Source organism: Enterobacter sp. T2 (assembly GCF_010692925.1).
GTDB classification, from domain to species: Bacteria; Pseudomonadota; Gammaproteobacteria; order Enterobacterales; family Enterobacteriaceae; genus Enterobacter; species Enterobacter kobei.
Genome location: NZ_CP048736.1, coordinates 4,057,116 through 4,083,440, shown reverse-complemented (window position 1 = coordinate 4,083,440; position 26,325 = coordinate 4,057,116). Strand labels below are relative to the sequence as shown.

The window sequence follows — 26,325 nt, the reverse complement described above, 5'->3', positions numbered from 1 at the left end:
CGGTATAACGGATCATGTTTAATCGTTATTTATACATCAGCACATAGTTGGCGTTAGCTTCAACCTGGCCCGCGGTGGCAGTGGTACCTGTCGGCACTTCCATGCGCGCTTTAAAGTGCAGCGTCTGGGTGTCTGAATTAGGCAGCAGATCCACCGTTTTTGCCGAGCCAAGGGTGATGTTTGCTTCGTCGTTGTCCAGCAGACGGACACCGACGTTTTCAGCACCGCTTGCATAGGTGTTGCTCAGAAGGCTGGTATCTGATGCGTAGGTGGCGGTGCTGCTGAACGTCACTTCCACTTTGGTTATTGGCGTCGCCGTCTCATCGTCGGGATCTGACAGAACGCAGTTCTGCAGGTTAATATCTACCGCAACGGGGGTGGACTTCTTGTTTGCATTGATGACGGCGGTGGTCACTTCACCGAGATCCACCTCTTTATCAACGCTGTCTGGTGCAATGCTGCAAGGCGCGTCAATAACAACGCCTTTAAATTTAATTTTCCCGGAGCCCTGATCGGCAGCAAATGCTGAACCAGAGACAATTGTTGCCATCGCAACGGCTAACAGTGCTTTTTTACCTGCATGCATGAAAATATCCTTTTTCAATGAATTCATACTCTGAATATTAATTTTCAGAAAATTACCATGAGATTATACCTGTGAAAAAAGAGTGAGTGCGATTAATTGCTCTTAAAAATAAATGTAGTCAACATTAAAATATAATTTGAAGTGATCTTTAGTATCGGATTAACAGCGAAAAATGGATTTTTATCCACGTGAGAACATGTTGATATTAGCGATAATAATGTCTTATTTAAAAGTTGACTTTCAGGAAATAAATAAATGTAAAAATACGTGTAAAAAAAAGAGACTATCAGTGAGTACTATTTTTTCATTGAATTTATTAATTTTTAGTATGTTTGCCACCGCCGATGCCTGCTGCCTGGCGCTGAATCAGGTTCAATCTCATCACTGACATTCATTTTTTCTTATGTTGTTTCGGATGTTCAAATTTCCTGATGATGATCTTCATGCTTATCTGCGTTCATCTGCGCCAGATTGCGCGTAATGTAGCACCATTAAATTAACACCTTCTGTAAGGATATCATCATGACTTCTTCCCGTATGCCCGCCCTGTTTATAGGCCACGGAAGCCCAATGAATGTTCTCGAACACAACGTCTATACCCGCGCCTGGCGTCAGCTGGGGGAGACGTTGCCGCGGCCGAAAGCGATTGTGGTGGTATCTGCACACTGGTTCACCCGGGGAACGGGCGTGACCGCCATGGAAACGCCAAAAACCATACATGATTTTGGCGGCTTCCCGCAGGCCCTTTATGACACGCACTATCCGGCACCGGGCTCGCCTGCACTGGCAGAACGTCTGGTCGAACTGCTGGCGCCTGTTCCTGTAGCGCTGGATAAAGAGGCCTGGGGTTTTGACCACGGCTCGTGGGGCGTGCTGATTAAAATGTATCCTGATGCGGATATCCCGATGGTGCAGCTCAGCATCGACAGCACCAAACCGGCCGCCTGGCATCTGGAAATGGGGCGTAAGCTGGCGACGCTGCGTGACGAAAGCATCATGCTGGTGGCGAGCGGCAACGTGGTGCATAACCTGCGCACGGCACGCTGGCACGGTGAAAATACGCCGTACCCGTGGGCTACTGCTTTCAACGATTACGTGAAAGCCAATCTGACCTGGCAGGGACCGGGTGAAGAGCACCCGTTAGTGAACTATCTGGATCACGAAGGCGGTTCGCTCTCTAACCCGACGCCGGAACACTTCCTGCCGCTGCTGTACGTTCTTGGCGCGTGGGATGGTCAGGAGCCGGTGACACTCCCGGTCGATGGTATTGAGATGGGTAGTTTGAGTATGCTGTCGGTGCAGGTAGGGTGAAAACATGCTCGGTGGCGCTACGCTTACCGGCCCTACAAAACCGTAGGCCGGGTCAGGCGAAGCCGCCACCCGGCAGATCTTACTCCACAAAAATATGCGGATAGAACCGTGACAGATCCTGCGTGATCAGCGCTCGATCTTCGCGAATGCCAATCCCGGCGGGCTGGTCGTTAATCAGCCAGCTGCCAATCAGCGTATAGCTGTCGCCAAACTTCGGCAGTTGATAGAATGCCTGGACGATCATCCCTTCTTCGCCGTACGGTCCTTCAACCGCTTCCACCGTTTTGCCGTTTTCGATAATCGACACGTTCGCGCCTTCGCGGGAGAAAATCGGCTTAACGACGTATTTCTCCATCGGCGGGAAATCATCTTCTGCAAAATACGCTGGCAGCAGGTTTGGGTGGTTCGGGAACATTTCCCACAGCATCGGCAGCAGAGCTTTGTTAGAGATAATGCTTTTCCATGCCGGCTCCAGCCAGCGCACGCCCGCATCTTCCAGCTTGGTGGAGAACATTTCGCGCAGCATGTATTCCCACGGATAGAGCTTGAAGAGGTTGCTGATCACCTGATCCTGCATATCCGTAAACTGACCTTTTTCTCCCAAACCGATATCTTCGATATAAAGGAATTCAGTCGCCACATCGGCTTCGGCGGCACAGTCCTGCAGATACTGCACCGTTCCACGGTCTTCTTCCGTGTCGCGGCAGCAGGCGAGGTGCAGCAGGTTGAAGCCAAACTGCTCGCGCAGCTCGGCGAAACGCGCGATAAGCTTCTCCTGCAGGCTGTTGAACTGGTCGCTGCCTTCCGGCAGGTTTCCGGCGTTCATCTGATCTTCCAGCCAAATCCACTGGAAGAATGCCGCCTCGTACAGAGAGGTTGGCGTATCCGCGTTGTTTTCCAGAAGCTTAGGCTCGCCCACGCCGTCCCATGCCAGATCGAGGCGAGAGTAGAGCGAAGGCTGATTCGTTTTCCATGACTGACGGACAAAGCTCCAGGTGTGCTTTGGAATGCGGAATTTGGTCATCAGCTCGTCGCTGTCGATGACTTTCTCCACCACTTTCAGGCACATCTGGTGCAGTTCTGCGGTCACGTCTTCAAGCTTTTCCACCTGAGCGAGCGTGAGCTTGTAGTAAGCATCTTCACACCAGTACGGTTCCCCGTACATGGTGTGGAAGTTAAACCCGTACTCGGTCGCTTTTTCGCGCCAGTCCGGGCGTTCGGTAATACTGACTCGTTCCATGATCAGCCGCCCATTGAGCGACTAGAGGTGCCTGACGCACTGCGCTGCATGCTGGTCTGTTTCGCCACAGACTCACCAAACCCACCGCGAGTGATGGTGTTGGTGGTCGCAGGTTTCGGCGCCATTGCGGTTTTCGGAACGGTCACGGTACGGCCCGGGGTTGCTGCGCCGTAGCCTTTGCCGCTGGCATCGGTATATTGACCATAGGCCGGGCTGGCCGGGTTTTTCGAGCTAAACAGCGGCTGCTGCTGGTAACCCGCGCCGCCACCCATCAGGCGGCCCATCATGTAACCTGCCATTAATGGCATCCAGAAGCTGCCGCTGGACTGCGCCTGCGCCTGATTTTCCGGCGCCATACCTGCCTGAGCTGGCGTCTGCTGGCACTGGCCTTCACCAAACTCCGCCACACAGTCTTCACGTGAGGCATACTTCGGCGCAGTGCGTTCCGCCTCTTTCAGCGCGTTGGTGTACGCCGTCTTACATTCTGCGGCCTGACCGGTTGCAGCGGAACAGTCATCTGCGTTTTGATACAGCGAAACCGTTTCGTCGTTTTTCTCACAGCCTGCCAGCATAAAGACAGCCGTAACCGCCAGCGCAACAGGAGTGAGGTGGCGCGCATTCCAGCTTTTGCGGAACGACGCGTGATTAATCGTTTTTGTCCGTTTCATATTTGTCTTCCAGGACCCAGTGGTAATAACGCTCAGGATAGAGGATGAGTGGTTGAAAATGAAGCGAAGAGGGGCGGAATCAGGGGGATCTTTACGTTGGCTTACGTTCGGGGGTATTTTGCGCCGGGTAGCGCTTCGCTTACCCGGCCTACGATTAAGTAGGCCCGATAAGCGAAGCGCCATCGGGCAATGCTTAATGACGGAACGGGTTAGAACCGCTGCTTACGGGGGCCGTGCTACGCGCGGCGGCTTGCTGTGCGGCAGGGGCACTACCGTTAGCGTTGAAGTTATCAACGGCGGCAACCTGATCCGGGTTCTCCGGCGCGACGCTTTCTGGCGACGTTGAAACCGGTTTGCCCAACGTGCTGTTCAGCATCTGCAGATCCTGCTCGTTCAGCGTACCCAGAGCCTGTTTGATGTTCAGCTGGTTAATCAGGTACTGGTAACGTGCGCTGGAGAGCTGCTGTTTCGCGTTGTACAACGTGGTGGTCGCGTCGAGCACGTCAACAATCGTACGTGTACCCACGGAGTAACCGGCTTCCATCGCGTCCAGGGAGCTCTGTGCAGACACCACGGCCTGTTTATAGGCGTTGATGCTGCTGATAGAGGCGTTCACGTTGTTGAAGGAAGAGCGAACGGTCTGCACCACGTTGCGGTGCGCGCTTTCCAGCTGCTCGCTCGCGCCAACAAAGTTGTACTGCGCCTGTTTCACCTGCGAGTTAACCTGACCACCCTGGTACAGCGGCAGGGAGAAGCTCAGGCCCACTTTGTTCTGGCCCATATTGCTGTCGTCATACTGTGACGTATTGGTTTTAGAGCCGCTGTAGCTGGTATCAGAGACGCCGGTAGAAGCGCTCAGGCTCAGGGTTGGCAGGTGACCGTCCTGCGCCTGACGAATTTGCTCGCGGGCCAGATCCTGGCTCAGACGCGCCTGCAGCAAGCTCAGGTTGCGGTTTTCCGCCTCTTTCAGCAGCGCGTTAACCGCCTGCGGTTTATCCGTCTTAAAGCTGTCCACGTTCAGAGAGGCCAGCTCAGGATAGTAATTGCCGGTGACCTGACGCAGCGCTTCCAGCGCGTTGTCGAGGTTGTTACGCGCGGTCACTTCGTTAGCCAGCACGGTGTCGTACTGTGAACGGGCGTTCTGTACGTCGGTGATCGCCACCAGACCCACGTTGAAGCGCTGGGTGGTTTGATCCAACTGACGGTAAATCGCCTGTTTCTGCGCTTCAGTGTAGGAGAGCGCGTCGATGGCGCTCAGCACGTTGAAATACGCGGTGGCCGTGTTCAGGATCAGCGTCTGCTGATCGGTCTGATAGGTGACGTCCTGAATACCCGCGCTCTTTTCCTGCAGGGTCAGGGCACGCCATTTGGACATATCAAACAGCGTCTGTGTTAATTGCAGTGAGGCGCTGGTAGCATTGGAGTTAACGCCGTTAGCGTCGCGGAAACCGTTGCTGTAGGTATAATCTGCACCTAAACCTAACTGCGGCAGCAGTGGGCTACGCGCTTCGTTAATCTTTTCAAACGCAGCATCACGATCGGCCGCTGATTTACGTAAATCAGGGTTGCCCAGACGTGCCTGCTGGTAGACCTGTAACAGGTTTTCCGCCTGGCTCATTGCACTGAAGCCCGTCAGGCTCAGGCCGATAAGGATGGGGAGCAATTTCTTCATTTGCATTCCTTGTTGTGAAGCAGTATTAGCGCTGATCTAATTAAAAAATAATTGCCGATTCTAACAGAATCATCCACACCAAAAGGTTGGCGTTACGTGCCATCTGGCGGTAATTTGCACCAATCTACCATATAGCCTTACAAACGGCAGCCAAACAGCCTTGAAATTCACAATTTCATCACCATTGCTACCAGGACTCGACTCATGCAAAAACCAGAAAAGTTGCCCGTGACATTCGCCAAAAACGATGTAGAAATTATTGCACGAGAAACGCTTTATAGCGGTTTTTTTTCAATGGATCTTTACCGTTTCAGGCATCGCCTGTTTAACGGTGAAATGAGCGGCGAAATCAGACGCGAAATTTTTGAGCGCGGGCATGCGGCTGTCTTGCTACCCTTTGACCCAGTGCGTGACGAAGTTGTGCTGGTGGAGCAGATCCGCATCGCCGCGTATGACGTCAGTGAGAGCCCGTGGCTGCTGGAGATGGTGGCCGGGATGATCGAAGAGGGCGAGACGGTTGAAGACGTCGCCCGCCGCGAGGCGCTGGAAGAGGCCGGGCTGGTGGTTGGTCGTACAAAACCGGTGTTGAGTTATCTGGCGAGCCCGGGGGGCACCAGCGAGCGCTTGTCCATCATGGTGGGCGAAGTGGACGCCACGACGGCGGAAGGGATCCACGGTCTGGCTGATGAAAACGAAGATATTCGGGTTCATGTGGTGAGCCGGGAACAGGCTTATCAGTGGGTAGAAGAGGGGAAAATCGACAACGCAGCATCTGTCATTGCCCTGCAATGGCTGCAACTGCATTATCAGACATTACGAAACGAGTGGAAAAAATGAAGCGCTATACACCTGACTTCCCAGAAATGATGCGCCTGTGCGAAACCAATTTCGCACAATTGCGCCGCCTGCTGCCGAGAAATGACGCACCCGGCGAAACGGTAAGCTATCAGGTGAGCAATGCGCAGTATCGGTTAACGATAACAGAATCAACGCGCTACACTACGCTGGTCGAAATTGAACAAACGGCGCCCAGCATTAGCTACTGGAGCCTGCCGTCAATGACGGTGCGCCTCTATCATGATGCGATGGTCGCTGAAGTGTGTTCGAGTCAGCAGATCTTTCGCTTCAAGGCGCGGTATGATTACCCGAATAAAAAGTTGCATCAACGCGACGAAAAGCATCAAATTAACCAGTTTTTAGCCGACTGGCTAAGATATTGTTTAGCACATGGAGCAATGGCGATTCCGGTTTGTTAGCGTCATAAACCTACCTAAGGACACCATTTGGAAAGCCTGTTGAACCTGACTGTTGCTGGTGGGGCGCCAGTCAGGATATTACAAATCACCGATACCCACCTTTTTGCCGAAAAGCATGAGACGCTGCTCGGGGTGAATACCTGGGAGAGCTATCAGGCAGTACTTAGCGCCATTCACGCTGAACATCGCGACTGCGATCTGATAGTTGCAACAGGCGATCTGGCGCAGGACCAATCCTCCGCGGCCTACCAGCATTTTGCTGAAGGCATCGCGAGCTTTAGCGTGCCTTGCGTCTGGCTGCCGGGAAACCACGATTTCCAGCCCGCGATGTACAGCTCGCTCCAGGACGCGGGGATTTCTCCGGCGAAGTGTGTTTTTGCGGGTGAAAAGTGGCAGATCCTGCTGCTGGACAGCCAGGTATTTGGGGTCCCGCACGGTGAGTTAAGCGAGTTTCAACTCGACTGGCTGGAGACCAAACTGGCTGCCGAACCTGAACGTCATACCCTGCTGTTGCTGCATCATCATCCGCTCCCGGCGGGCTGCAGCTGGCTCGATCAACACAGCCTGCGTAACTCCGCCGCGCTGGATCGCGTGCTGACGAAGTTCCCCCGCGTGAAACATCTGCTGTGCGGACACATTCATCAGGAACAGGATCTCGACTGGAACGGGCGCCGCATGCTGGCGACGCCGTCGACCTGCGTGCAGTTTAAACCGCACTGTGCCAACTTTACGCTGGATACTATCGCGCCAGGCTGGCGCTGGCTGGAACTGCATGCCGACGGCACGCTGACCACGGAAGTCTGCCGTCTGGCAGGCGCACAATTCCGACCAGATACCGCTTCAGAAGGCTATTGATGTCTACGCTCCTTTATCTGCACGGATTCAACAGCTCGCCGCGCTCCGCAAAAGCGACACAGTTTCGCCAGTGGCTGAGCGAGCATCACCCCCATGTTGAGATGATTATCCCGCAGCTGCCGCCTTATCCGGCGGAGGCGGCGGAAATGCTCGAATCCATCGTGCTTGAACACGGCGGTGAATCGTTTGGTGTGGTCGGCTCATCGCTGGGCGGGTACTACGCCACCTGGCTCTCGCAATGCTTTATGCTGCCGGCCGTTGTGGTGAATCCGGCGGTACGGCCATTTGAGCTGCTGAGGGACTTTCTTGGTGAAAACGAGAACCCCTACACCGGGCAGCAATATGTGCTAGAGTCACGCCATATTTACGATCTCAAAGTTATGCAGGTCGACCCGCTTGAAGCGCCGGATCTCATCTGGCTGCTGCAACAGACGGGTGATGAAGTGCTGGATTACCGCCAGGCAGTGGCGTATTACGCATCCTGCCGCCAGACTATAGAAGAAGGCGGAAACCATGCTTTCACGGGCTTTGAGAATCATTTCACCCAGATTGTCGATTTTCTTGGACTGCACAGCCACTGACAATCAATGCGAATTGCTAGTTTAAATCATGACGCAAACCTATAACGCTGATGCCATTGAGGTCCTCACCGGGCTTGAGCCGGTTCGCCGCCGCCCGGGGATGTACACCGATACAACGCGCCCAAACCACCTGGGCCAGGAAGTTATTGATAACAGTGTGGACGAAGCGCTGGCGGGCCATGCCAAACGCGTTGACGTCATCCTGCATGCCGATCAGTCGCTGGAAGTTATCGACGACGGGCGCGGCATGCCGGTGGACATCCACCCGGAAGAGGGCGTGCCTGCCGTTGAGCTGATCCTGTGTCGTCTGCACGCGGGCGGTAAGTTCTCCAACAAAAACTACCAGTTCTCCGGCGGTTTGCACGGCGTGGGGATCTCCGTGGTTAACGCCCTGTCCAAACGGGTGGAAGTGAACGTCCGTCGCGACGGTCAGGTCTATAACATCGCGTTTGAAAACGGCGAAAAGGTGCAGGATTTGCAGGTTGTCGGCACGTGCGGCAAACGCAACACCGGTACCAGCGTCCACTTCTGGCCAGACGAAAGCTTCTTCGACAGCCCGCGTTTTTCCGTTTCTCGCCTGACGCACCTGCTGAAAGCGAAAGCGGTGCTCTGTCCGGGCGTTGAAATCACTTTTACCGATCACGTCAACAACACCCAGCAGACCTGGTGCTACGCCGATGGTCTTAATGACTATCTGTGCGAAGCGGTAAACGGCCTGCCGACGCTGCCGGAAAAACCGTTCGTCGGTAACTTTAGCGGTGACACCGAAGCGGTGGACTGGGCGCTGTTGTGGCTGCCGGAAGGCGGCGAGCTGCTGACGGAAAGCTACGTCAACCTGATTCCCACCATGCTCGGCGGTACGCACGTCAACGGCCTGCGTCAGGGCCTGCTGGATGCGATGCGCGAGTTCTGCGAATACCGCAACATTCTGCCGCGCGGCGTGAAGCTGTCGGCGGAAGATATCTGGGATCGCTGCGCCTACGTGCTCTCCGTGAAGATGCAGGATCCGCAGTTTGCCGGCCAGACCAAAGAACGTCTGTCGTCACGTCAGTGTGCGGCGTTCGTCTCCGGCGTGGTGAAAGATGCCTTTACCCTGTGGCTGAACCAGAACGTTCAGGCGGCAGAGATGCTGGCTGAAATGGCGATTTCCAGCGCCCAGCGCCGTCTGCGTGCGGCGAAGAAAGTGGTACGTAAAAAGCTGACCAGCGGCCCTGCGCTGCCGGGCAAGCTGGCGGACTGTACCGCACAGGACCTCAACCGTACCGAGCTGTTCCTCGTGGAAGGGGACTCGGCGGGCGGGTCGGCCAAGCAGGCGCGCGATCGTGAATATCAGGCGATCATGCCGCTCAAGGGTAAGATCCTGAACACCTGGGAAGTCTCTTCAGATGAAGTGCTGGCTTCGCAGGAAGTGCATGATATTTCCGTAGCGATCGGTATCGATCCTGACAGCGACGATCTGAGCCAGCTGCGTTACGGCAAGATCTGTATCCTCGCGGATGCGGACTCCGATGGTCTGCACATTGCCACGCTGCTGTGCGCGCTGTTCGTGAAGCATTTCCGCACGCTGGTGAAAAACGGTCACGTCCACGTGGCGCTGCCGCCGCTGTACCGTATCGACCTCGGCAAAGAGGTTTATTACGCACTGACGGAAGAAGAGAAGGCGGGCGTGCTGGAACAGCTGAAGCGTAAGAAGGGCAAGCCTAACGTCCAGCGCTTTAAAGGGCTGGGTGAGATGAACCCAATGCAGCTGCGTGAAACGACGCTGGATCCGAATACGCGCCGTCTGGTGCAGCTGACCATCAGCGACGAAGACGAACAGCAAACGAATGCCATGATGGATATGCTCCTTGCCAAGAAACGTTCGGAAGACCGACGTAACTGGCTGCAGGAGAAGGGTGATATGGCGGATATTGAGGCCTGATGCCCTCACCCTAACCCTCTCCCACGGGGAGAGGGAATGGATCGTAGGCCCGGTAAGCGTGAGCGCCACCGGGCTTTTTTACATCAAAACTCCATCTTCACCGTAAACTGCACTTCACGCGGATCGCCGATTTGGTTGCCCAGATTATTGGTCGCGATAGATGACGTGTAGTAGGTCTTATCAAACAGGTTCTTCACGTTGACCTGCAGCGTCACCGGATACTGCAGCTTCATCTTGTACGCCGCAAACGCATCCGCCACGAAATAGCCCGGCAGATAATAATCCGCACCGTTGGTCGCTGAGCGACGGCTCACGCCATGCCCGCCGCCGCCGAGGGTCAGCGTATTCCCGGCAAACGCATTATGAATATCGTAGGTCAGGAACAGAGAACCGGTATGGCGCGGCACGTTTGGCAGCGGTTTACCCGCATAGTCCGGGTCTTCCAGCACTTTCGCGTCGGTATAGCCGTAGCTGGCGATAATGTTGGTGTTCTCCGTCAGCGACCCGGCGAGATCCACCTCAACGCCCTGAGAACGCACGCGGCCCGCGGTTTTGGCGATGGTTTCGCCCCCGATGCTTTCGGTATACAGCACGTTGCGTTTGTGAATATCAAAGAGCGCGATGTTGGCAGTAACCCCGTCGAACAGGTCGAACTTTGCGCCCACTTCGTAGGCATTCGACGTTTCCGGCGGCAGGTCGCCAATATAGCTCGCAATGGACGACTGCGGCATAAACGTCTGGGAGTAGTTAGCAAACAGCGAAACGGACGGCGTGAGTTTGTAAACCAGCCCCAGCTTTGGCGTCCACTGTTCGTCGCGACTGTCGGTGTTAACGTTGAAAGGACGGCCTTTACCGGCGTACTGGGTGTAATACTGATAGCGCATCCCGGCGACGGCGATCCATTTATCGGTCAGGTACAGGGCATCCTGCGCGTAGGCAGAGTAACTCTCCTGCTTCAGCGTCTGGTCGCTGTCAGCTGCGGAGACGGTTGTACACTTGTCGAGTTTGCCGTAAACCGGATGGTAAATATTGAAACCTTTGACGTTCTTACAGCGCATCATGTCCGTACGCAGCAGATCGTAATTTTCATACGACACGCCGGTCAGGATCTCATTGTAAAAGCCCGCGATATCCACGTTGCCCTGCAAATCCGCGCGGGTGCTGTGCATGCGCTGGGTTGAGCCCTGGGTCGCATCCACGCGACGGGTGAGGTTACCGGTTTTGGCATCGTAGGCCATCACGCGGGCCTGGTTATCGCTGTATTTATCCTTGCTGTAGCTGTAGTCGAACTTCGCGGTCCACTGGCTATTAAGGCGGTATTCCGCGTTAAGCTGAGCGAGATCGGACTGCCCGTCAGTGATGTTAAACGGCTCGTCAAAACGGGTATTGCGATCGACGTTCACCGGCTGTTTGGTGTTGAGGTCGAAGATCGTGCCGCGATCGAACGGCGTTTTATAGTCGCGGTGGGAATAGAGCACGGTCACCGTGGCATCATCGCCAAACCAGGTCAGGGAGGGGGCGATAAAGGTGCTGCGTTCGTTACCGAAATTGCGCCAGTAGTCCTCGTCCTGATACTCCCCCGTCAGGCGGTACGCCAGACGGGTCCCGTCAATCGGGCCGGTCACGTCAACCTGTCCGGTGCCGCCGCCAAAGCTGGAGGAGGTGGCAGAAATTGCGCCGCCGAAGGTTTTCTCCGGGCGTTTAGTGACGACATTAATCAGGCCGCCCGGATCGAGAATGCCATAAAGCGTTGAGGCCGGGCCTTTCAGCACCTCCACGCGTTCGGTAGCGGCGTTGAAGCTACGCGGCAGGACGGTACGCAGACCGTTGGTCATGATCGAGCCGTCACGGTTCGCGCCAAATCCACGGCGTACAAAGGCATCCTGCGTACCGCCCAGGGTGTTGGTCTGAACCACGTTGCTGACGTTATACAGCGCTTCATCGAGCGTGGTAGCGTGCTGATCCTCAAGCACTTTATCGCTGACGGTATTCACCACCTGCGGGATATCCAGCATGGGCATGGTGGTCAGCGTCGCGGTGGAGGTGTTCAGCGGCTGGTAGCCGTTGGTGGCCTCCGCCACGGCAGTGGGATCGGCGATAACGGTAAGCGTTTCGCCGTCTTTAGCCGTATTAGCGTCTGCGGCCTGTACCAGCGGTGCGATAAACAGCAGAGAAAAGAGCGCGCGCCCTTTTACCCCAGAGAGTGAAGGTGTGAACGTAGCCATTACATCTGTTATCCCGAAATATCCGTGAATCACCTTCACGGAAGAATGTGTGAGTCATTGCCCTTAATGGTCTGCTCGTTAGCCAGAACCGGCATCGAACATGTAATTGAGAATCATTCAATCATGCAGGTATGTAGTAGTAAATGAAAAAAGATAAAAATTGGCTACACAGGCGAAACGTGACGGAAATACAAAAGATTAACCATTTAATTGATTGAAAAATAGATACTTATTTGTGTTTTGTGTCGCGTGTAAATGCCCCGTTACCCCTGGTTGTTCAAGGGTATTTCTTCACTTGACTACTACATGACGCGGCGGCAAACTCTCAAAAGAGAATGATTTTTATTTATATTTATTGCTGTTTTTCATTACGTTGGCATTCACGTGGCTCACAACACCCAAAAACCGGGACTGGTTCTGGAGAATCTTTCTGCCGGTTACCAGAAAAAAATCATCGTTGATGATATCTCCCTTGCGATCCCGCAGCAGAAAATAACCGTTCTGGTGGGCGCGAACGGCTGCGGAAAATCGACGCTGCTGAGTACGATTGCGCGCTTACTCCAGCCGCTGGGCGGCGCGGCCGTTCTCGACGGCAAGGCAATCCACGCGCAGCCGACGAAAGCGGTCGCCCGCCAGCTTGGCATCCTGCCGCAGTCGCCGCTGCTGCCGGAAGGGTTAACCGTTTTCGAGCTGGTCTCGCGCGGGCGTTTTCCGTGGCAGAATTTTATGCGCCAGTGGAGCGACGAAGACGAGCGGGCGGTGGAAGAGGCGCTGCGCCTGACCGGCACGGCGGAGTTTGCCCATAGGCCTGTCGAGAGCCTGTCCGGCGGCCAGCGCCAGCGCTGCTGGATCGCCATGGCGCTGGCACAGCAAACGCCGTATATCCTGCTGGATGAACCGACAACCTTCCTCGATCTCCGCTATCAGGTGGAAATCCTCGAACTGCTGCATACGCTGACCCGCGCGCATGGACGTACCGTGATAGTGGTGCTGCACGACCTTAACTTCGCCGTGAACTATGGTGATTCACTGGTCTTTTTACGCCAGGGAAAAGTGGAGGGCGTGTTACATGAGGGCGACGTCTGCACGCCGGCGTTGATTAAAGCGGTATTTGATGTCGACGTGCATATGTCCATCAATCCGCTGACCGGCAAACCGTTCTTTATGCCGTTCCGCCAGGTCACGGAACAGCCATGATGCGCACCTCTCTGGCTTTCCTGCTTTTCACCTTGCTGCTGGCGATGGGCGCGATTGCGCATCTGGGTATCGGTGCGCGTTTTATCGCCCCGAAGACGGTGGTGGAGGCCTTCTTCCATTTCGACCCGCGCAATTTCGACCATAACATCATTATCAAACTGCGGCTGCTGCGTCTCTGCGGCGCGATGGTGACAGGTGCTGCCCTCGGCGTCGCGGGCGTGCTGCTGCAATCCGTGATCCGCAACCCGCTCGGCGAACCGCATATTCTGGGGCTCAATGCCGGGGCGGCACTGGCGGTGGTACTGACGAGCGCGCTTGGGCTAACGCTGCCGTTTGGACGCCCACTGATTGCCGCCGCTGGCGCCGCTGCGCTGTTTCTGCTGGTACTGATGTTCTCCTCGTCCGGCCGCGCCGGGCTCACGCCGATGAAGGTGACCCTGTGCGGCGTGGCGATGTCGGCGTTTGCCGCGTCGATTACCGCCACGGTGCTCATTCTGGATGAACAGACGCTGCTCGCCATGCGGACCTGGCTGGCGGGAGATTTAGCAGGGCTTAGCGGTGAAACGATCGCCGCTGCCCTGTGGGTGGCAGTCATGGGGTTTGTGCTGGCGCTCGGGTTATCGCCCTCGCTCAATATGCTGGCGATGGGCGACAGGATGGCGCAGGGGCTGGGCGTGTCGCTGCTGAAAACCCGCCTGCTCGCTCTGCTTTCTATCGCGCTGCTCTGCGGGGCGGCGGTCTCCCTCGCCGGGCCGATTGGCTTTATCGGCCTTGTGGTGCCGCAGCTCATTCGCCGTGTGGTGTCGGTCGATCTGCGCGTGATGGTGCCGCTGTCTGCCTTGTGCGGGGCACTGGTTCTGCTGCTGGCGGACATTGCTGCCCGCACGCTGTTTACGCCCTGGGAGCTGGCAACCGGCATCATGACTGCCCTGGTCGGCGCGCCCGTCTTTATCTTCATGGCTGCAAGGATGTTCAAATGAACCGGGCTGGATTGCGTGCGTTACGCGTGGGGGCTTTCTCGGCGCTGGTTCGTCCAAAAGCGCTGGCGTGCCTGGCCGTCCTGACGCTGGCGGCCTGCTTGCTAACCGCTTTTGGCCTGACGCACGGCTCGCTTCCCGTCCCCGCATCCGCCATCGGGCGAGCGCTGTTTTATCCCGAAAGCCTGACCCCAGAGACGCACTACATCGTGATGGATATCCGTCTGCCGCGCCTGCTGATGGCGGTACTGTGCGGCGCGATGCTCGGCATGGCTGGCGCGGCAATGCAGTCCATTACCCGCAATGGCCTGGCGGACCCGGGGCTTATCGGCGTGAAAGAGGGTTGTAGCGCGGCGGTACTGCTGCTGATTTTTCAGTTTCCGGCGCTGGGACTAGGCTGGCGGCCGCTGGTCGGCATAGCCGGAGGCCTACTCACTGCGCTGCTGGTGGTGGCCCTGGCGCGTGATATTTCGCGTCCACGATTCATTCTGATCGGCATCGGCGTTTCATGGGCCTTCGCCGCGGCAATGGGCGTCTTTATGACCACGGCGGACGTGCGCGACGTGCAGACGGCGATGCTATGGCTGGCGGGAAGCCTGCACGCGGCAAACTGGACGCTGGTCAGCATTGCGGCGGCCTGGTCGCTTCCGGCATTTGCGCTGCTGTTATTAACCGCCCGCGCTGCCGACGTGGCGCTGCTCGGCAACCACGCGGCGGCGGGACTGGGGGTGCGCACAAACCGACTGGCGCTGCTGCGCGTTCTCGCCCCGGTGGTGCTGACGGCGGCCTGCGTCTCCTGCGTGGGCAGTATTGGTTTTGTCGGGCTCATTGCGCCACATATGGCGCGCCTGCTGCTGCGCGGCGGGCAAACCGCGCTCCTGACGGGAAGCGCCGTGCTGGGGGCGCTGCTGGTGCTGCTGGCGGATAACGTCGGGCGGCTGGCATTCCTCCCGCTGCAGCTGCCTGCGGGCATTGTGATTTCACTGATTGGTGGACCCTTTTTCCTGCTGCTGCTCTGGCAGCGTCGGGACAGATTTTAGGAGACTATGATGCGCGTACTGTTTGCGATGCTGGTGCTGGTAGGCTTTGCGGTGGGTGCGGCCGAGCCGACCCAGACGTTTACGGACGATCTGAACCGGAAAGTGGTGGTACCGGTACATCCGAAACGGATCGTCTCGTTACACGATCTGGATATCACCATTCCACTGATTGAGCTTGGCGTACCGCCCGTGGCGAGCCATGGCCGCACGCGACCGGACGGTAGCCACTTTCTGCGGTCCAGCGGCATGTTGACCGGCGTCGACTTCGATAATTCCGACATCAAATTTATCGGCACTGCCGATATCGACATTGAGGCCATCGCCGCGGTAAAACCGGACCTGATCATTACCGAGCCGACCCGCAACACGCCGGTGGAGCAGCTGGAAAAAATAGCCCCGACGGTGAGTATCGATCATCTCGACGGCGGCGCGCCGGAGATCTACCGCAAACTGGCGCAGCTGACGGGCACGCAGGCGCGGCTCAAGGTTCTTGAACGCCGCTATCAGGAACAAATCAAGGCGCTGAAGGCGACTATCGACACACGCAAAATCACCGTGTCGGTGATTCAGGCTAATCAGGGGAAAATCAACGCCATGCATAGCTACCATTCGCTGGGGCGCGTCCTGCGTGATGCCGGGTTTACCTTCCCGCCGCTGATTGAGTCCATCCCGGAGGGCGGACGGATTGACGTCAGTGCTGAACGGCTGCCGGAGCTGGATGCTGATTTCGTTTTCGCTACCTGGCGCGGGGATACGGGCGGCAAACCGCAGGATGAGCTGGCAGCAATGTATGCGGTCATGCCCGGCTGGTGTCAGTTCCTGAATGCCTGCCGAACCGGCCACTACGTACTGATCTCGCGCGAAGAGGCCATCTCGAACTCGTTCGCCTCGTTAGGGCTCATGGCCGCGCAGGTGCAGTCGCAGATTGCCGGACGTCCTTTGCCGGAGGCGTCACGATGAGCCGAAAAGTCGATGTTTTCGGCGACCGCCTCCGCTCGCGGGCGCACCAGCTTACGCCGCGGCTGCTGCTGGTGGCGCGCTATATCAATGAAAATCGTGAAGCGGTGATGGAACAGACGGCGATGGAGATCGCGACGCTGCTTAAAACGTCGGATGCCACCGTCGTCCGCGCCATCCAGGCACTCGGTTTTGGTGGATTGCGCGATCTCAAGCAGACGCTGGAGCAGTGGTTTGGTCCGGTGGTGACCTCCAGCGAAAAAATCTCCACCACGGTGAATACGCTTACCAGCGACGTCAATGCGAGCATTGATTTCGTGCTGGAGGGGCACCAGCATACCTGTAACGTCTTGTCTGAACCCCACAACCGCCTCGCGATGGCGCAGGCGGTCTCACTGCTGGCTCAGGCGAGGCAGGTTGCCCTGTTTGGTATTGGCGCGTCCGGGGTTCTGGCCGAATACACCGCCAGATTGTTCAGCCGGATGGGACTCCCCGCCATGCCGCTCAACCGTACCGGGATAGGGCTTGCGGAACAGTTGATTGGGCTCCAGCGCGGCGATGTGCTGATCATGATGGCGCAAAAATCTGCGCATCGGGAAGGACAAACCACGCTGCGCGAGGCGAAACGCCTGGGGATCCCCACCGTTTTGCTGACCAATGCCACCGACTCACAATTCAGTAAAGAGGCCAGCGTGGTGATCCACGTCCCGCGTGGCGGAGAGAAGGGTAAAATCCCGCTTCATGGCACGGTGCTGCTGTGTCTGGAGATGATTGTTTTATCCGTTGCCTCCACCGAACCGCAGCGCACCATTAAGTCGATGAAGCGTATCAATGAGTTGCATCGTGGGTTAAAGCCGGGGAAGAAAAGCGGTTAAAAACAGTCGGGGGTCCCCCCCGACTCGTGGATCACGCTTTAGGAATACGCAGCGTCTGGCCCGGGTAGATTTTATCCGGGCTGGAGAGCATCGGGCGATTGGCCTCGAAAATCTTGTTGTACTGGTTGGCATCGCCGTACACGGTTTTGGAGATAGCGCTCAGGGTATCGCCGGATTTTACCGTGTAGTAGGTGGCTTCATCTTTGGCATCGGTCGCGGTGATATTGTTCTCCACTTCGCTGACGCCCGCGATGTTCCCGACGGCGACCTGGATTTTCTCTTTCTGCTCCTGGGTCAGCCCGTCGCCCGTTACGCTGGCTTTGCCGTCGGTAACGTTAACCTGGACTTTGTCTGAACCGGGAATGTTGAGTTTCTTGAGGTGCTCGGTGATTTTGTCGCCCTGGCCTTTATGATCGGTCAGGTTATCCCACAGCTTTTCGCCTGCTTCTTTTACGAAGTTAAAAAGACCCATTCCATCCTCCTGTTAATCATGAAGTCAGAATAAGCATAGCAGTTGAGGTTTAAGGTGCGAAAAAAGCCCGGTGGCGCTAACGCTTACCGGGCCTACGGTTCAGGTTTTGTAGGCCGGGTAAACGCAGTGCCACCCGGCAAATTCCACGAACTTAAACCCCTTGCTCCAGAATACGGATGTGGGTCTCCAGCACGTCACCTTTCACCGCATCGCTCCACGCTTTCATATGTGCGGTCTGCAAATGCGCTTCAAGATGGGCGACGGTTTCCCACTGCTCAACCATGATAATGGAGTCTGGCGCGGTGGCCTGGAAGCTTGCGTCAGTAGCGGCGTCCACCATCGGCGCGTAGCCGTGGCAGCCTTCTTCTTTCAGTACGGTTGGGATAATTTTCGCGAACTGATCCAGCACCGCCTGACGGTGATGTTGACCTGGACGAGTACGGATTTCTGCGATTACTGTAAGCATGGTTACTACTCCTTTAATTCCAGGCTACCAGTTAAGCAAAAATTTTCGCGAGATGCTTGCGATATTCTGCGATATAGCTCGGGACGTCCGGCATTTTAATTACGTCGTTGACGATAAAGGTCGGCAGCGGATCCATCCCCAGGAACTGGTTCGCCTTGTGGAACGGCAGATACGCGCCGTCGACGCCCACGCCTTCAAAGAACTGATCTTTTTCGGTGAAGGCTTCCAGAGGAGCGTTCCAGGTCAGGGAAAGCATATATTTTTTGCCCTGAATCAGACCGCCGGAACCGTATTTTTTCGACGCGTCTGAACGGGTGCGGCCGTCGCTGGCATACAGTGAACCGTGACCTTCGGTGAAGACGTCGTCCATGTACTTTTTCACCGTCCACGGTGCGCCCATCCACCAGCCCGGCATCTGCCAAATCACTACGTCGGCCCACAGGAAGTTCTGCACTTCCGCCTTCACGTCATACTCGCTGTCCGCACGCACGACCTTAACATCATGCCCGGCGTCGCGCAGGAAACCATCCGCGACCTCGGTCAGGGTGTCATTCAGTTGGCCTTTAGAGTGCGCAAATTCTTTTGCGCCGTTGATAATCAAAATGTTGCTCATTATTTGTCCTCGTGACTGAGAGTATGCCGGGTATTCTACGCGCGAGGACGGAGCGGAAAAATGAGCAAAATGTGCAAAGTCTTTTGCGTTAAATGCAATAATCTTTTACCAGCTGACGTTCACTTCGAAGCCGCCTTCAGGGGCGTTGCCCAGCGCGACGTGCATCCCGTGCAGGGCGGCGATGCGTTTCACAATGGATAACCCCAGCCCGCTTCCGGTGGCATCCTGACCTGGCGGACGGTAAAAGCGCTCGCCGAGACGCGCCAGCGCATCGGGGGAAATACCCGGGCCGTTGTCGCGCACGGTAAAGCGACGCGCATCCAGCGTCACATCCACCACGCTGCCGCGCGGACTGTAACGGGTGGCGTTATCCAGCAGGTTACGTACCAGCAGGCTCAGGAGCAGTTGCTGACCCGTGCGCGTCACCTCTGGCGCGTTAATGTTCAGACGAATATCAATGCCCGCCTGCTGCGCCGGAGGGTAGATATCCATTACCGCGGACTGCAGCAAATCGGCCATCGCTATCTGTTCTACACCGTCCAGGCTGTCCAGCGAGTCCAGACGCGACAGCGTGAGGAGCTGATCCACCAGGCGGGACGCGCGATCGATGCCCGCGTGCAGTTGCGTCAGCGCTTTTTCCTGCGCCTGCGGATCGTCCTGAGAGAGCTGCGCCACGTCGGTTTGCACCTTCAGCGCCGCCAGCGGGCTGCGTAATTCATGGGCGGCATCGGAGGTAAAGCGGCGCTCGCGGGTCATCATCTCCTGGGTACGCGCAAAGAGATGATTCAGCGAGTCGAGCAGGGGGCGCACTTCCGCCGGTACGCCCTGGGTGGGCAGGGCATCGGTGGCATCCGGCGAGCGCGCGCGCAGGGTCTGTGCCAGCTTTTTCAGCGGTTTCAGTTCCCGACTCAGCAGGACAATAAGCAACAGCAGCATTACCGGCAGCGCCACCAGCCAAGGCGTCAGCTGTGAGCTGACGACGTCGAGCGCCATATCCTGCCGGTACTCCCACTCCTGGCCGACCACCACGCGGTATTTCCCGTCTGGCGAGGTTAGCCATAAAAAGCGCCATTCGTCGTTATCGTCCTGAAGCCGTCCGTCGTCAAAGCCGTCACGGCGATAGTGATACGGGATATCGCGGCCGTTTTCGCCGTCGTTCAGGATCATCGTGCCGTCTGAAGCGTAAATCGCAAAGGCCAGCGCGTCGTCGTCAAGATGCCCGTGTTTGGCTTTTTTCGGCACCTCTCGCATGCGCGCTGGCGCATGAAGCTCGTCCAGTTCCATCGTCAGCAGTCGTTTGGCAAACAGCATCTGCTGCGTATCGAACAGCTTATCCAGCTTGTGGGTGGTCTGCTGCCAGGCCACCAGGCTGGCGGCGAACCATGCCGTTAGAGAGAGGACTAAAAACAGCAGCGTCAGGCGCAGCTTCAGGCTCAATTTCATGCGTCACCCAGGGTATAACCGATGCCGTGTACGGTGCGGATAAAGTCGCTTCCGAGCTTGCGGCGTAAATGATGAACATGGACTTCGACGGCATTGCTGGAGACGTCATCGTCCCAGGTATAGAGTTTTTCCTCGATCAGCTTGCGCGGCAGTACCCGGCCCGCGTTACGCATTAACAGCTCCAGCAGCGCGAACTCTTTAGGCTTAAGCGTTAACGTTTCGCCATCCAGCGTGGCGATAAGGCTCGCTGGATCGAGCGTGACCTTGCCGTGGCGCAGTTCGCTGCGCGTCTGGCCGTGGCTGCGGCGCACCAGCGCTTCAAGGCGGGCAGCCACTTCGATCAGGGCAAAAGGCTTACAGAGATAATCGTCCGCCCCGAGGCGCAGCCCTTCAACACGCTGGTTCAGCGCATCCCGCGCCGTCAGGATCAGTACCGGCTCGCTGTGTCCGCCTTCACGCCAGGCGCGCAGAATGTCCAGACCGTCAATTTCCGGCAGCGTCAGGTCCAGCACCACGGCATCATAGGGCGCGGAAGCGAGCGCGGCCTGCCCGGTTTTCCCCTCGGTAAACCAGTCCACACTAAAGCCCAGTTTGCTTAAGCCCGCTTTGATGCCATCGCCGATGAGCTTGTCATCTTCTACCAGTAAAATGCGCATGTTCCCTCCTTGATGCCGCCAGTAAACCCTCTCTAAGCGGCTGGTGTACAGTAAAAATAAATAAATTTTCCCCTTAAGAAGTTGTTAAGGATTACCCTGTTTAATGGACTGCGAAACGACATTAAAGGGAGAGATTACGATGAAAAAATTCGCTGCAATTACTGCCATCATGATGATGACCACCGCGCCGGTCTTTGCTGCTCAGGGCGGTTTTAGTGGCCCATCCGCCACGCCGGCCCAGACGCAAACTCAGCAGGGCGGTTTTGTCGATAACAACGCCAACCTCACCACCGCGGCTAAAGTGAAAGATCTGAAGGACGATGCCTGGGTGAAGCTGCGCGGGAACATTACCGAGCGCCTGTCCGATGACCGCTACACCTTCCGCGATGAGTCCGGTACGGTGGTGGTCGAAATTGACCACAAGCGCTGGAACGGCGTGACCGTGACCCCGCAGGATAAAGTGGAGCTGCAGGGTAAAGTCGATAAAGACTGGAACGAGTTTGAAATCGATGTGAAGCAGGTTATCAAGCTGAACAAATAACCCGAAAAGGGCCGCTCACCCGGCCCTTTTTCTTTGTGACTCAACTCGTCAGATAGGGTAGTATCTGCGGCAATATTGCCTGAAACCCATCGGTTTCTGAGTTGAGGAATCACACGTAATGAGCGATATGGCAGAGCGCCTCGCGCTACATGAATTCACGGAAAACGCCTACCTGAACTACTCCATGTACGTCATCATGGACAGGGCGTTGCCGTTTATCGGGGATGGCCTGAAGCCGGTTCAGCGCCGCATCGTCTATGCGATGTCCGAACTGGGGCTGAACGCCACCGCCAAGTTCAAGAAATCCGCCCGTACCGTCGGTGACGTGCTGGGTAAATACCATCCGCACGGCGACAGCGCCTGTTATGAAGCGATGGTCCTGATGGCGCAGCCGTTCTCTTACCGCTATCCGCTGGTGGATGGTCAGGGGAACTGGGGGGCACCGGACGATCCGAAATCCTTCGCGGCGATGCGTTATACCGAATCTCGTCTCTCTAAATATGCCGAAGTGCTGCTGGGCGAGCTGGGTCAGGGAACCGTTGACTGGGTGCCAAACTTCGACGGTACGATGCAGGAGCCGAAGATGCTGCCTGCGCGTCTGCCAAACATCCTGCTGAACGGTACCACCGGTATTGCGGTCGGTATGGCGACAGATATTCCGCCTCACAACCTGCGTGAAGTGGCGAAAGCCGCCATCACCCTGATTGAGCAGCCTAAAACGTCGCTCGACGAGCTGCTGGATATCGTTCAGGGGCCGGATTATCCGACTGAAGCGGAAATCATCACCTCGCGTGCGGAAATTCGCAAAATCTACCAGAACGGTCGCGGCTCCGTGCGCATGCGCGCGGTGTGGAATAAAGAAGACGGCGCTGTGGTGATCACCGCACTGCCGCACCAGGTTTCCGGCGCGAAAGTGCTGGAGCAGATCGCCTCCCAGATGCGCAATAAAAAGCTGCCGATGGTGGACGACCTGCGCGACGAATCTGACCACGAGAACCCGACCCGTCTGGTGATCGTGCCGCGCTCCAACCGCGTGGACATGGAGCAGGTGATGAACCACCTGTTTGCCACCACCGATCTGGAAAAAAGCTACCGCATCAACCTGAACATGATCGGCCTTGACGGACGCCCGGCGGTGAAAAACCTGCTGGAGATCCTCTCCGAATGGCTAACGTTCCGTCGTGATACGGTCCGCCGTCGTCTTAACCATCGTCTGGAGAAAGTGCTGAAGCGCCTGCATATCCTCGAAGGTTTGCTGGTGGCGTTCCTCAATATCGACGAAGTCATTGAGATCATCCGTACCGAGGACGAGCCGAAGCCGGCCCTGATGTCGCGCTTTGGCATCAGCGAGACGCAGGCGGAAGCGATCCTCGAACTGAAACTGCGCCATCTCGCCAAACTGGAAGAGATGAAGATCCGCGGTGAACAGAACGAGCTGGAAAAAGAGCGCGATCAGCTGCAGGCGATCCTCGCGTCCGAGCGCAAGATGAATAACCTGCTGAAGAAAGAGCTGCAGGCGGATGCTGATGCTTTCGGCGACGATCGTCGTTCTCCGCTGCACGAGCGCGAAGAAGCGAAGGCGATGAACGAGCATGACATGCAGCCTTCCGAGCCGGTGACCATTGTGCTGTCGCAAAGCGGCTGGGTGCGCAGCGCCAAAGGCCATGATATCGACGCGCCGGGTCTCAGCTACAAAGCCGGAGACAGCTTTAAAGCGGCGGTGAAAGGCAAGAGTAACCAGCCGGTGGCGTTTATCGACTCCACCGGTCGCAGCTACGCCATCGACCCGATCACGCTGCCTTCCGCGCGCGGCCAGGGCGAACCGCTTACCGGTAAGCTGACGCTGCCGCCGGGGGCGACGGTTGATCATATGCTGATGGAAGCCGATGACCAGAAGCTGCTGATGGCGTCTGACGCGGGTTATGGCTTTATCTGTACCTTTAACGATCTTGTGTCGCGTAACCGTGCCGGTAAAGCGCTGATTAGCCTGCCGGACAACGCTCGCGTGATGACGCCGCTGGTGATCGAGAACGAAAGCGATATGCTGCTGGCGATCACCTCCGCCGGACGCATGCTGATGTTCCCGGTCAGCGACCTGCCGGAGCTGTCGAAAGGGAAGGGCAACAAGATCATCAACATCCCGTCGGCGGAAGCCGCGAAAGGTGAAGATGGTCTGGCGCACCTCTTCCTGCTGCCGCCGCAGAGCACGCTGACCATTCATGTTGGCAAGCGTAAGATCAAACTGCGCCCGGAAGAGCTGCAGAAAGTGGTGGGCGAACGCGGTCGTCGCGGTTCGCTGATGCGCGGCCTGCAGCGCATCGACCGTGTGGAGATAGATTCACCGGCGCGCAGCAGCGCGGGTGACAGCGAAGAGTAGTCTCGTGATATCCCCCTCCGTCCGGAGGGGGAAGTTCAATAAAATTTCCCGTAAAATCGTTGTTAATTCGTGCGTTGCGATTAACAATACGCGCTCGTAATAAAGTCCTTACCTGGCCACAGGTGAAGTATAATTGTCAGCTGTTGGGGCTTCAGAGGTCGCTATGCTATATATTGTTCGTCTTATTCTTACCGTTATCTACTGTATTCTGGTCTGTGTTTTCGGCTCAATTTATTGCCTGTTCAGCCCGCGCAATCCTAAGCACGTTGCCACCTTCGGCCATATGTTCGGCCGCCTTGCACCGTTGTTTGGTCTGAAGGTTGAAAAGCGCCTGCCTGAAGGGGCAGAGAACTTCGGTAATGCCATCTATATCGCCAACCATCAAAACAACTACGATATGGTGACGGCCTCCAATATCGTTCTGCCGCCGACCGTGACGGTGGGGAAAAAGAGCCTGCTGTGGATCCCGTTTTTTGGCCAGTTGTACTGGCTGACCGGTAACCTGCTGATCGACCGTAATAACCGCGCAAAAGCACACAGCACCATTGCGGAAGTGGTGAATCATTTTAAAAAGCGCAAAATATCCATCTGGATGTTCCCGGAAGGGACGCGTAGCCGTGGGCGTGGCCTGCTGCCGTTTAAAACGGGCGCTTTTCATGCCGCAATTGCGGCGGGTGTTCCAATTATTCCTGTGTGCGTTTCCAATACTTCGAATAAGATTAATCTTAACCGCCTGAATAATGGTCTGGTGATTGTCGAAATGTTGCCGCCTGTCGATACCAGCAAATACGGTAAAGACCAGGTACGCGAGCTGGCAGCACATTGCCGCGAGCTGATGGCTCAGCGTATTGCGCAGCTGGACAAAGAAGTCTCAGAAAGAGAAGCCGCCGGTAAGATTTAATCCGGCGTTAAAGGGAAAACGAATTCCCGCGTTGTTAGTCGTTTCAGATGGAGCTTATATGTCACTCAGTCGGCGTCAGTTTATTCAGGCTTCGGGGATTGCCCTCTGTGCGGGTGCGATGCCGCTGACAGCCAGCGCCGCCGGGCAGCAACAGCCGCTGCCCATTCCGCCGTTGATTGAATCCCGTCGCGGCCAGCCGCTATTTCTGACGCTACAGCGCAGCCACTGGTCTTTTACCCAGGGCACGCGCGCGCAGGTATGGGGCATTAACGGGCGCTACCTCGGGCCAACCGTTCGCGTGTGGAACGGCGATGACGTTAAGCTCATTTACAGCAACCGCACCACTGAAAATGTTGCCATGACCATCAGCGGTTTACAGGTTCCAGGCCCGCTGATCGGTGGCGCGGCGCGCATGATGTCTCCCAACGCCGACTGGGCACCCGTCCTGCCGATCCGCCAGAGCGCGGCAACGCTGTGGTATCACGCCAACACGCCTAACCGCACGGCGCAGCAGGTCTATAACGGTCTGGCCGGGATGTGGCTGGTGGAAGATGAGGTCAGCAAGTCGCTGCCGATCCCGAACCACTACGGCGTGGATGATTTCCCGATCATTATTCAGGACAAGCGCCTGGATAACTTTGGCACGCCGGAGTACAGCGAGCCGGGGAGCGGTGGCTTTGTTGGCGATACGCTGCTGGTAAACGGTGCGCAAAGCCCGTATGTCGAAGTTTCCCGCGGTTGGGTGCGTCTGCGTTTGCTTAATGCCTCTAACTCCCGTCGTTATCAGCTGCAGATGAGCGATGGCCGCCCGCTCCACGTGATCTCCGGTGACCAGGGCTTTTTACCTGCGCCGGTCTCCGTTAAGCAACTGGCGCTGGCGCCGGGGGAACGTCGGGAAATTCTGGTGGATATGACCAACGGGGATGAAGTCTCTGTCACCTGTGGCGAAGCCGCGAGCATTGTTGACCGTATTCGCGGGTTCTTCGAGCCGTCGAGCATTCTGGTCTCCACGCTGGTGTTAACCCTGCGTCCAACCGGCCTGCTGCCGCTGGTCACCGATAGCCTGCCGATGCGTTTGCTGCCGCAGGAGATCATGGGCGGTTCGCCGGTGCGCAGCCGTGATATCAGCCTGGGCGACGATCCGGGCATCAACGGCGCGCTGTGGGACGTCAACCGTATCGACATCACCGCCCAGCAGGGCACCTGGGAGCGCTGGACGGTCCGTTCAGATATGCCGCAGTCGTTCCATATTGAAGGGGTGTCATTCCTGATCCGTAACGTCAACGGTGCGATGCCGTTCCCGGAAGATCGCGGCTGGAAAGATACCGTCTGGGTGGATGGTCAGGTCGAACTGCTTGTCTACTATGGCCAGCCTTCGTGGCCGCACTTCCCGTTCCTGTTCCATAGCCAGACGCTGGAGATGATGGACAGGGGCTCCGTGGGGCAGATGTTGATCAACCCCGCGCCATAACCCCCTGACATTCCCGGTTCGCCG

The 26,325-nt window shown here is 56.8% G+C and carries 25 protein-coding genes; 15 read left to right on the top strand and 10 right to left on the bottom strand.

Annotation, left to right across the window (positions count from 1 at the left end; translation table 11 throughout):
- Positions 1–25 precede the first annotated feature (25 nt).
- Positions 26–586, bottom strand: coding sequence for a fimbrial protein (locus G0034_RS19545; RefSeq protein ID WP_014885263.1), 561 nt, complete (start codon positions 584–586; stop codon positions 26–28).
- Positions 587–1,108: 522 nt separating this feature from the next.
- Here G0034_RS19545 and ygiD point away from each other — a divergent pair.
- The gene (gene ygiD, locus G0034_RS19540) at positions 1,109–1,897 is read left to right on the top strand and encodes a 4,5-DOPA-extradiol-dioxygenase (protein ID WP_179121209.1); all 789 of its coding nucleotides are present in this window, start codon (positions 1,109–1,111) and stop codon (positions 1,895–1,897) included.
- 79 nt (positions 1,898–1,976) lie between these two features.
- Here the strand turns inward: ygiD and G0034_RS19535 are convergent, their stop codons facing one another.
- From G0034_RS19535 to tolC, 3 genes are all read right to left on the bottom strand, one after another.
- Positions 1,977–3,137: a glutathionylspermidine synthase family protein gene (locus G0034_RS19535; RefSeq protein WP_023331320.1), complete on the bottom strand. Its 1,161-nt coding sequence runs from the start codon at positions 3,135–3,137 to the stop codon at positions 1,977–1,979.
- A gap of 2 nt (positions 3,138–3,139) precedes the next feature.
- Positions 3,140–3,805, bottom strand: coding sequence for a DUF1190 family protein (locus G0034_RS19530; protein ID WP_014885260.1), 666 nt, complete (start codon positions 3,803–3,805; stop codon positions 3,140–3,142).
- Positions 3,806–3,998: 193 nt separating this feature from the next.
- The gene (tolC, locus tag G0034_RS19525) at positions 3,999–5,483 is read right to left on the bottom strand and encodes an outer membrane channel protein TolC (protein ID WP_094166514.1); all 1,485 of its coding nucleotides are present in this window, start codon (positions 5,481–5,483) and stop codon (positions 3,999–4,001) included.
- Positions 5,484–5,681: 198 nt separating this feature from the next.
- On the opposite strand from tolC, the gene nudF reads away from it, so the two are divergent.
- From nudF to parE, 5 genes are read left to right on the top strand one after another with little or no spacing between them, the layout of a single operon-like run.
- On the top strand, positions 5,682–6,314 hold the full coding sequence (nudF, locus tag G0034_RS19520; protein ID WP_008502974.1) for an ADP-ribose diphosphatase: 633 nt from the start codon (positions 5,682–5,684) through the stop codon (positions 6,312–6,314).
- A complete protein-coding gene (locus G0034_RS19515; protein ID WP_003862516.1) occupies positions 6,311–6,733 on the top strand; it encodes a DUF1249 family protein in 423 nt (140 codons plus the stop codon). The genes nudF and G0034_RS19515 overlap by 4 nt, the downstream gene beginning before the upstream one ends.
- Positions 6,734–6,760: 27 nt before the next feature.
- A complete protein-coding gene (gene cpdA, locus G0034_RS19510) occupies positions 6,761–7,588 on the top strand; it encodes a 3',5'-cyclic-AMP phosphodiesterase (protein ID WP_014885258.1) in 828 nt (275 codons plus the stop codon).
- Entirely contained in the window at positions 7,588–8,169 is a 582-nt protein-coding gene (gene yqiA, locus G0034_RS19505; protein ID WP_023331317.1) for an esterase YqiA, read from the top strand. Before cpdA ends, yqiA begins: the two co-directional genes overlap by 1 nt.
- Positions 8,170–8,197: 28 nt before the next feature.
- Positions 8,198–10,090 (top strand): DNA topoisomerase IV subunit B, encoded by a 1,893-nt coding sequence (gene parE, locus G0034_RS19500; protein WP_179121208.1) that lies wholly within the window; start codon positions 8,198–8,200, stop codon positions 10,088–10,090.
- 83 nt (positions 10,091–10,173) lie between these two features.
- On the opposite strand, the gene G0034_RS19495 is transcribed toward parE, so the two are convergent.
- Entirely contained in the window at positions 10,174–12,315 is a 2,142-nt protein-coding gene (locus G0034_RS19495; protein ID WP_179121207.1) for a TonB-dependent siderophore receptor, read from the bottom strand.
- Between the two features lie 384 nt (positions 12,316–12,699).
- Between G0034_RS19495 and G0034_RS19490 the strand changes: the two genes are divergently transcribed.
- Genes G0034_RS19490 through G0034_RS19470 form a run of 5 tightly spaced genes read left to right on the top strand, consistent with a single transcriptional unit; the run spans position 12,700 to position 17,361 of the window.
- Entirely contained in the window at positions 12,700–13,512 is an 813-nt protein-coding gene (locus tag G0034_RS19490) for an ABC transporter ATP-binding protein (protein ID WP_059373182.1), read from the top strand.
- Positions 13,509–14,492 carry a FecCD family ABC transporter permease gene (locus G0034_RS19485; protein ID WP_059373183.1) on the top strand — a complete coding sequence of 328 codons (984 nt, stop codon included), beginning with the start codon at positions 13,509–13,511 and terminating at the stop codon, positions 14,490–14,492. The genes G0034_RS19490 and G0034_RS19485 overlap by 4 nt, the downstream gene beginning before the upstream one ends.
- Positions 14,489–15,529, top strand: a complete 1,041-nt coding sequence (locus G0034_RS19480) for a FecCD family ABC transporter permease (protein WP_059373185.1) — start codon at positions 14,489–14,491, stop codon at positions 15,527–15,529. Before G0034_RS19485 ends, G0034_RS19480 begins: the two co-directional genes overlap by 4 nt.
- Positions 15,530–15,538: 9 nt before the next feature.
- On the top strand, positions 15,539–16,489 hold the full coding sequence (locus G0034_RS19475) for an iron-siderophore ABC transporter substrate-binding protein (protein ID WP_059373187.1): 951 nt from the start codon (positions 15,539–15,541) through the stop codon (positions 16,487–16,489).
- The gene (locus G0034_RS19470) at positions 16,486–17,361 is read left to right on the top strand and encodes a MurR/RpiR family transcriptional regulator (protein WP_059373189.1); all 876 of its coding nucleotides are present in this window, start codon (positions 16,486–16,488) and stop codon (positions 17,359–17,361) included. Before G0034_RS19475 ends, G0034_RS19470 begins: the two co-directional genes overlap by 4 nt.
- 31 nt (positions 17,362–17,392) lie before the next feature.
- On the opposite strand, the gene lysM is transcribed toward G0034_RS19470, so the two are convergent.
- The 5 genes from lysM to qseB all read right to left on the bottom strand — a co-directional run bounded on the left by lysM (position 17,393) and on the right by qseB (position 21,011).
- Positions 17,393–17,833, bottom strand: coding sequence for a peptidoglycan-binding protein LysM (lysM, locus tag G0034_RS19465; protein WP_014885249.1), 441 nt, complete (start codon positions 17,831–17,833; stop codon positions 17,393–17,395).
- A 151-nt stretch (positions 17,834–17,984) separates the two neighbouring features.
- Positions 17,985–18,299, bottom strand: coding sequence for a putative quinol monooxygenase (locus G0034_RS19460; protein ID WP_008502984.1), 315 nt, complete (start codon positions 18,297–18,299; stop codon positions 17,985–17,987).
- Positions 18,300–18,330: 31 nt separating this feature from the next.
- Positions 18,331–18,912 carry an NAD(P)H-dependent oxidoreductase gene (locus tag G0034_RS19455; protein WP_014885247.1) on the bottom strand — a complete coding sequence of 194 codons (582 nt, stop codon included), beginning with the start codon at positions 18,910–18,912 and terminating at the stop codon, positions 18,331–18,333.
- A gap of 105 nt (positions 18,913–19,017) precedes the next feature.
- Complete coding sequence (gene qseC, locus G0034_RS19450) at positions 19,018–20,355, bottom strand: quorum sensing histidine kinase QseC (RefSeq protein WP_014885246.1); 1,338 nt, start codon at positions 20,353–20,355, stop codon at positions 19,018–19,020.
- Positions 20,352–21,011, bottom strand: a complete 660-nt coding sequence (gene qseB / locus G0034_RS19445; RefSeq protein WP_014885245.1) for a quorum sensing response regulator transcription factor QseB — start codon at positions 21,009–21,011, stop codon at positions 20,352–20,354. The genes qseC and qseB overlap by 4 nt, the downstream gene beginning before the upstream one ends.
- Positions 21,012–21,150: 139 nt before the next feature.
- On the opposite strand from qseB, the gene G0034_RS19440 reads away from it, so the two are divergent.
- The 4 genes from G0034_RS19440 (at position 21,151) to ftsP (ending at position 26,301) form a co-directional block, all read left to right on the top strand.
- Positions 21,151–21,552: a YgiW/YdeI family stress tolerance OB fold protein gene (locus G0034_RS19440; protein WP_023337800.1), complete on the top strand. Its 402-nt coding sequence runs from the start codon at positions 21,151–21,153 to the stop codon at positions 21,550–21,552.
- A gap of 118 nt (positions 21,553–21,670) precedes the next feature.
- Positions 21,671–23,929, top strand: a complete 2,259-nt coding sequence (gene parC, locus G0034_RS19435; RefSeq protein WP_014885243.1) for a DNA topoisomerase IV subunit A — start codon at positions 21,671–21,673, stop codon at positions 23,927–23,929.
- A gap of 163 nt (positions 23,930–24,092) precedes the next feature.
- Complete coding sequence (plsC, locus tag G0034_RS19430; protein WP_179121206.1) at positions 24,093–24,830, top strand: 1-acylglycerol-3-phosphate O-acyltransferase; 738 nt, start codon at positions 24,093–24,095, stop codon at positions 24,828–24,830.
- Between the two features lie 58 nt (positions 24,831–24,888).
- Complete coding sequence (gene ftsP, locus G0034_RS19425; protein WP_023331309.1) at positions 24,889–26,301, top strand: cell division protein FtsP; 1,413 nt, start codon at positions 24,889–24,891, stop codon at positions 26,299–26,301.
- The last annotated feature ends 24 nt before the right edge of the window (positions 26,302–26,325 follow it).

What these genes read in the sequence shown, in the direction of transcription:
- yqiA (WP_023331317.1), top strand. Translation starts at nt 7,588, where the DNA reads ATGTCTACGCTCCTTTATCTGCACGGATTCAACAGCTCGCCGCGCTCC.
- qseB (WP_014885245.1), bottom strand. Translation starts at nt 21,011, where the DNA reads ATGCGCATTTTACTGGTAGAAGATGACAAGCTCATCGGCGATGGCATC.
- G0034_RS19515 (WP_003862516.1), top strand. Translation starts at nt 6,311, where the DNA reads ATGAAGCGCTATACACCTGACTTCCCAGAAATGATGCGCCTGTGCGAA.
- G0034_RS19455 (WP_014885247.1), bottom strand. Translation starts at nt 18,912, where the DNA reads ATGAGCAACATTTTGATTATCAACGGCGCAAAAGAATTTGCGCACTCT.
- tolC (WP_094166514.1), bottom strand. Translation starts at nt 5,483, where the DNA reads ATGCAAATGAAGAAATTGCTCCCCATCCTTATCGGCCTGAGCCTGACG.
- G0034_RS19545 (WP_014885263.1), bottom strand. Translation starts at nt 586, where the DNA reads ATGCATGCAGGTAAAAAAGCACTGTTAGCCGTTGCGATGGCAACAATT.
- nudF (WP_008502974.1), top strand. Translation starts at nt 5,682, where the DNA reads ATGCAAAAACCAGAAAAGTTGCCCGTGACATTCGCCAAAAACGATGTA.
- G0034_RS19480 (WP_059373185.1), top strand. Translation starts at nt 14,489, where the DNA reads ATGAACCGGGCTGGATTGCGTGCGTTACGCGTGGGGGCTTTCTCGGCG.
- ftsP (WP_023331309.1), top strand. Translation starts at nt 24,889, where the DNA reads ATGTCACTCAGTCGGCGTCAGTTTATTCAGGCTTCGGGGATTGCCCTC.
- G0034_RS19460 (WP_008502984.1), bottom strand. Translation starts at nt 18,299, where the DNA reads ATGCTTACAGTAATCGCAGAAATCCGTACTCGTCCAGGTCAACATCAC.
- parC (WP_014885243.1), top strand. Translation starts at nt 21,671, where the DNA reads ATGAGCGATATGGCAGAGCGCCTCGCGCTACATGAATTCACGGAAAAC.
- plsC (WP_179121206.1), top strand. Translation starts at nt 24,093, where the DNA reads ATGCTATATATTGTTCGTCTTATTCTTACCGTTATCTACTGTATTCTG.
- G0034_RS19475 (WP_059373187.1), top strand. Translation starts at nt 15,539, where the DNA reads ATGCGCGTACTGTTTGCGATGCTGGTGCTGGTAGGCTTTGCGGTGGGT.
- G0034_RS19530 (WP_014885260.1), bottom strand. Translation starts at nt 3,805, where the DNA reads ATGAAACGGACAAAAACGATTAATCACGCGTCGTTCCGCAAAAGCTGG.
- parE (WP_179121208.1), top strand. Translation starts at nt 8,198, where the DNA reads ATGACGCAAACCTATAACGCTGATGCCATTGAGGTCCTCACCGGGCTT.
- lysM (WP_014885249.1), bottom strand. Translation starts at nt 17,833, where the DNA reads ATGGGTCTTTTTAACTTCGTAAAAGAAGCAGGCGAAAAGCTGTGGGAT.
- ygiD (WP_179121209.1), top strand. Translation starts at nt 1,109, where the DNA reads ATGACTTCTTCCCGTATGCCCGCCCTGTTTATAGGCCACGGAAGCCCA.
- qseC (WP_014885246.1), bottom strand. Translation starts at nt 20,355, where the DNA reads ATGAAATTGAGCCTGAAGCTGCGCCTGACGCTGCTGTTTTTAGTCCTC.
- G0034_RS19485 (WP_059373183.1), top strand. Translation starts at nt 13,509, where the DNA reads ATGATGCGCACCTCTCTGGCTTTCCTGCTTTTCACCTTGCTGCTGGCG.
- G0034_RS19535 (WP_023331320.1), bottom strand. Translation starts at nt 3,137, where the DNA reads ATGGAACGAGTCAGTATTACCGAACGCCCGGACTGGCGCGAAAAAGCG.
- G0034_RS19470 (WP_059373189.1), top strand. Translation starts at nt 16,486, where the DNA reads ATGAGCCGAAAAGTCGATGTTTTCGGCGACCGCCTCCGCTCGCGGGCG.
- G0034_RS19440 (WP_023337800.1), top strand. Translation starts at nt 21,151, where the DNA reads ATGAAAAAATTCGCTGCAATTACTGCCATCATGATGATGACCACCGCG.
- G0034_RS19495 (WP_179121207.1), bottom strand. Translation starts at nt 12,315, where the DNA reads ATGGCTACGTTCACACCTTCACTCTCTGGGGTAAAAGGGCGCGCGCTC.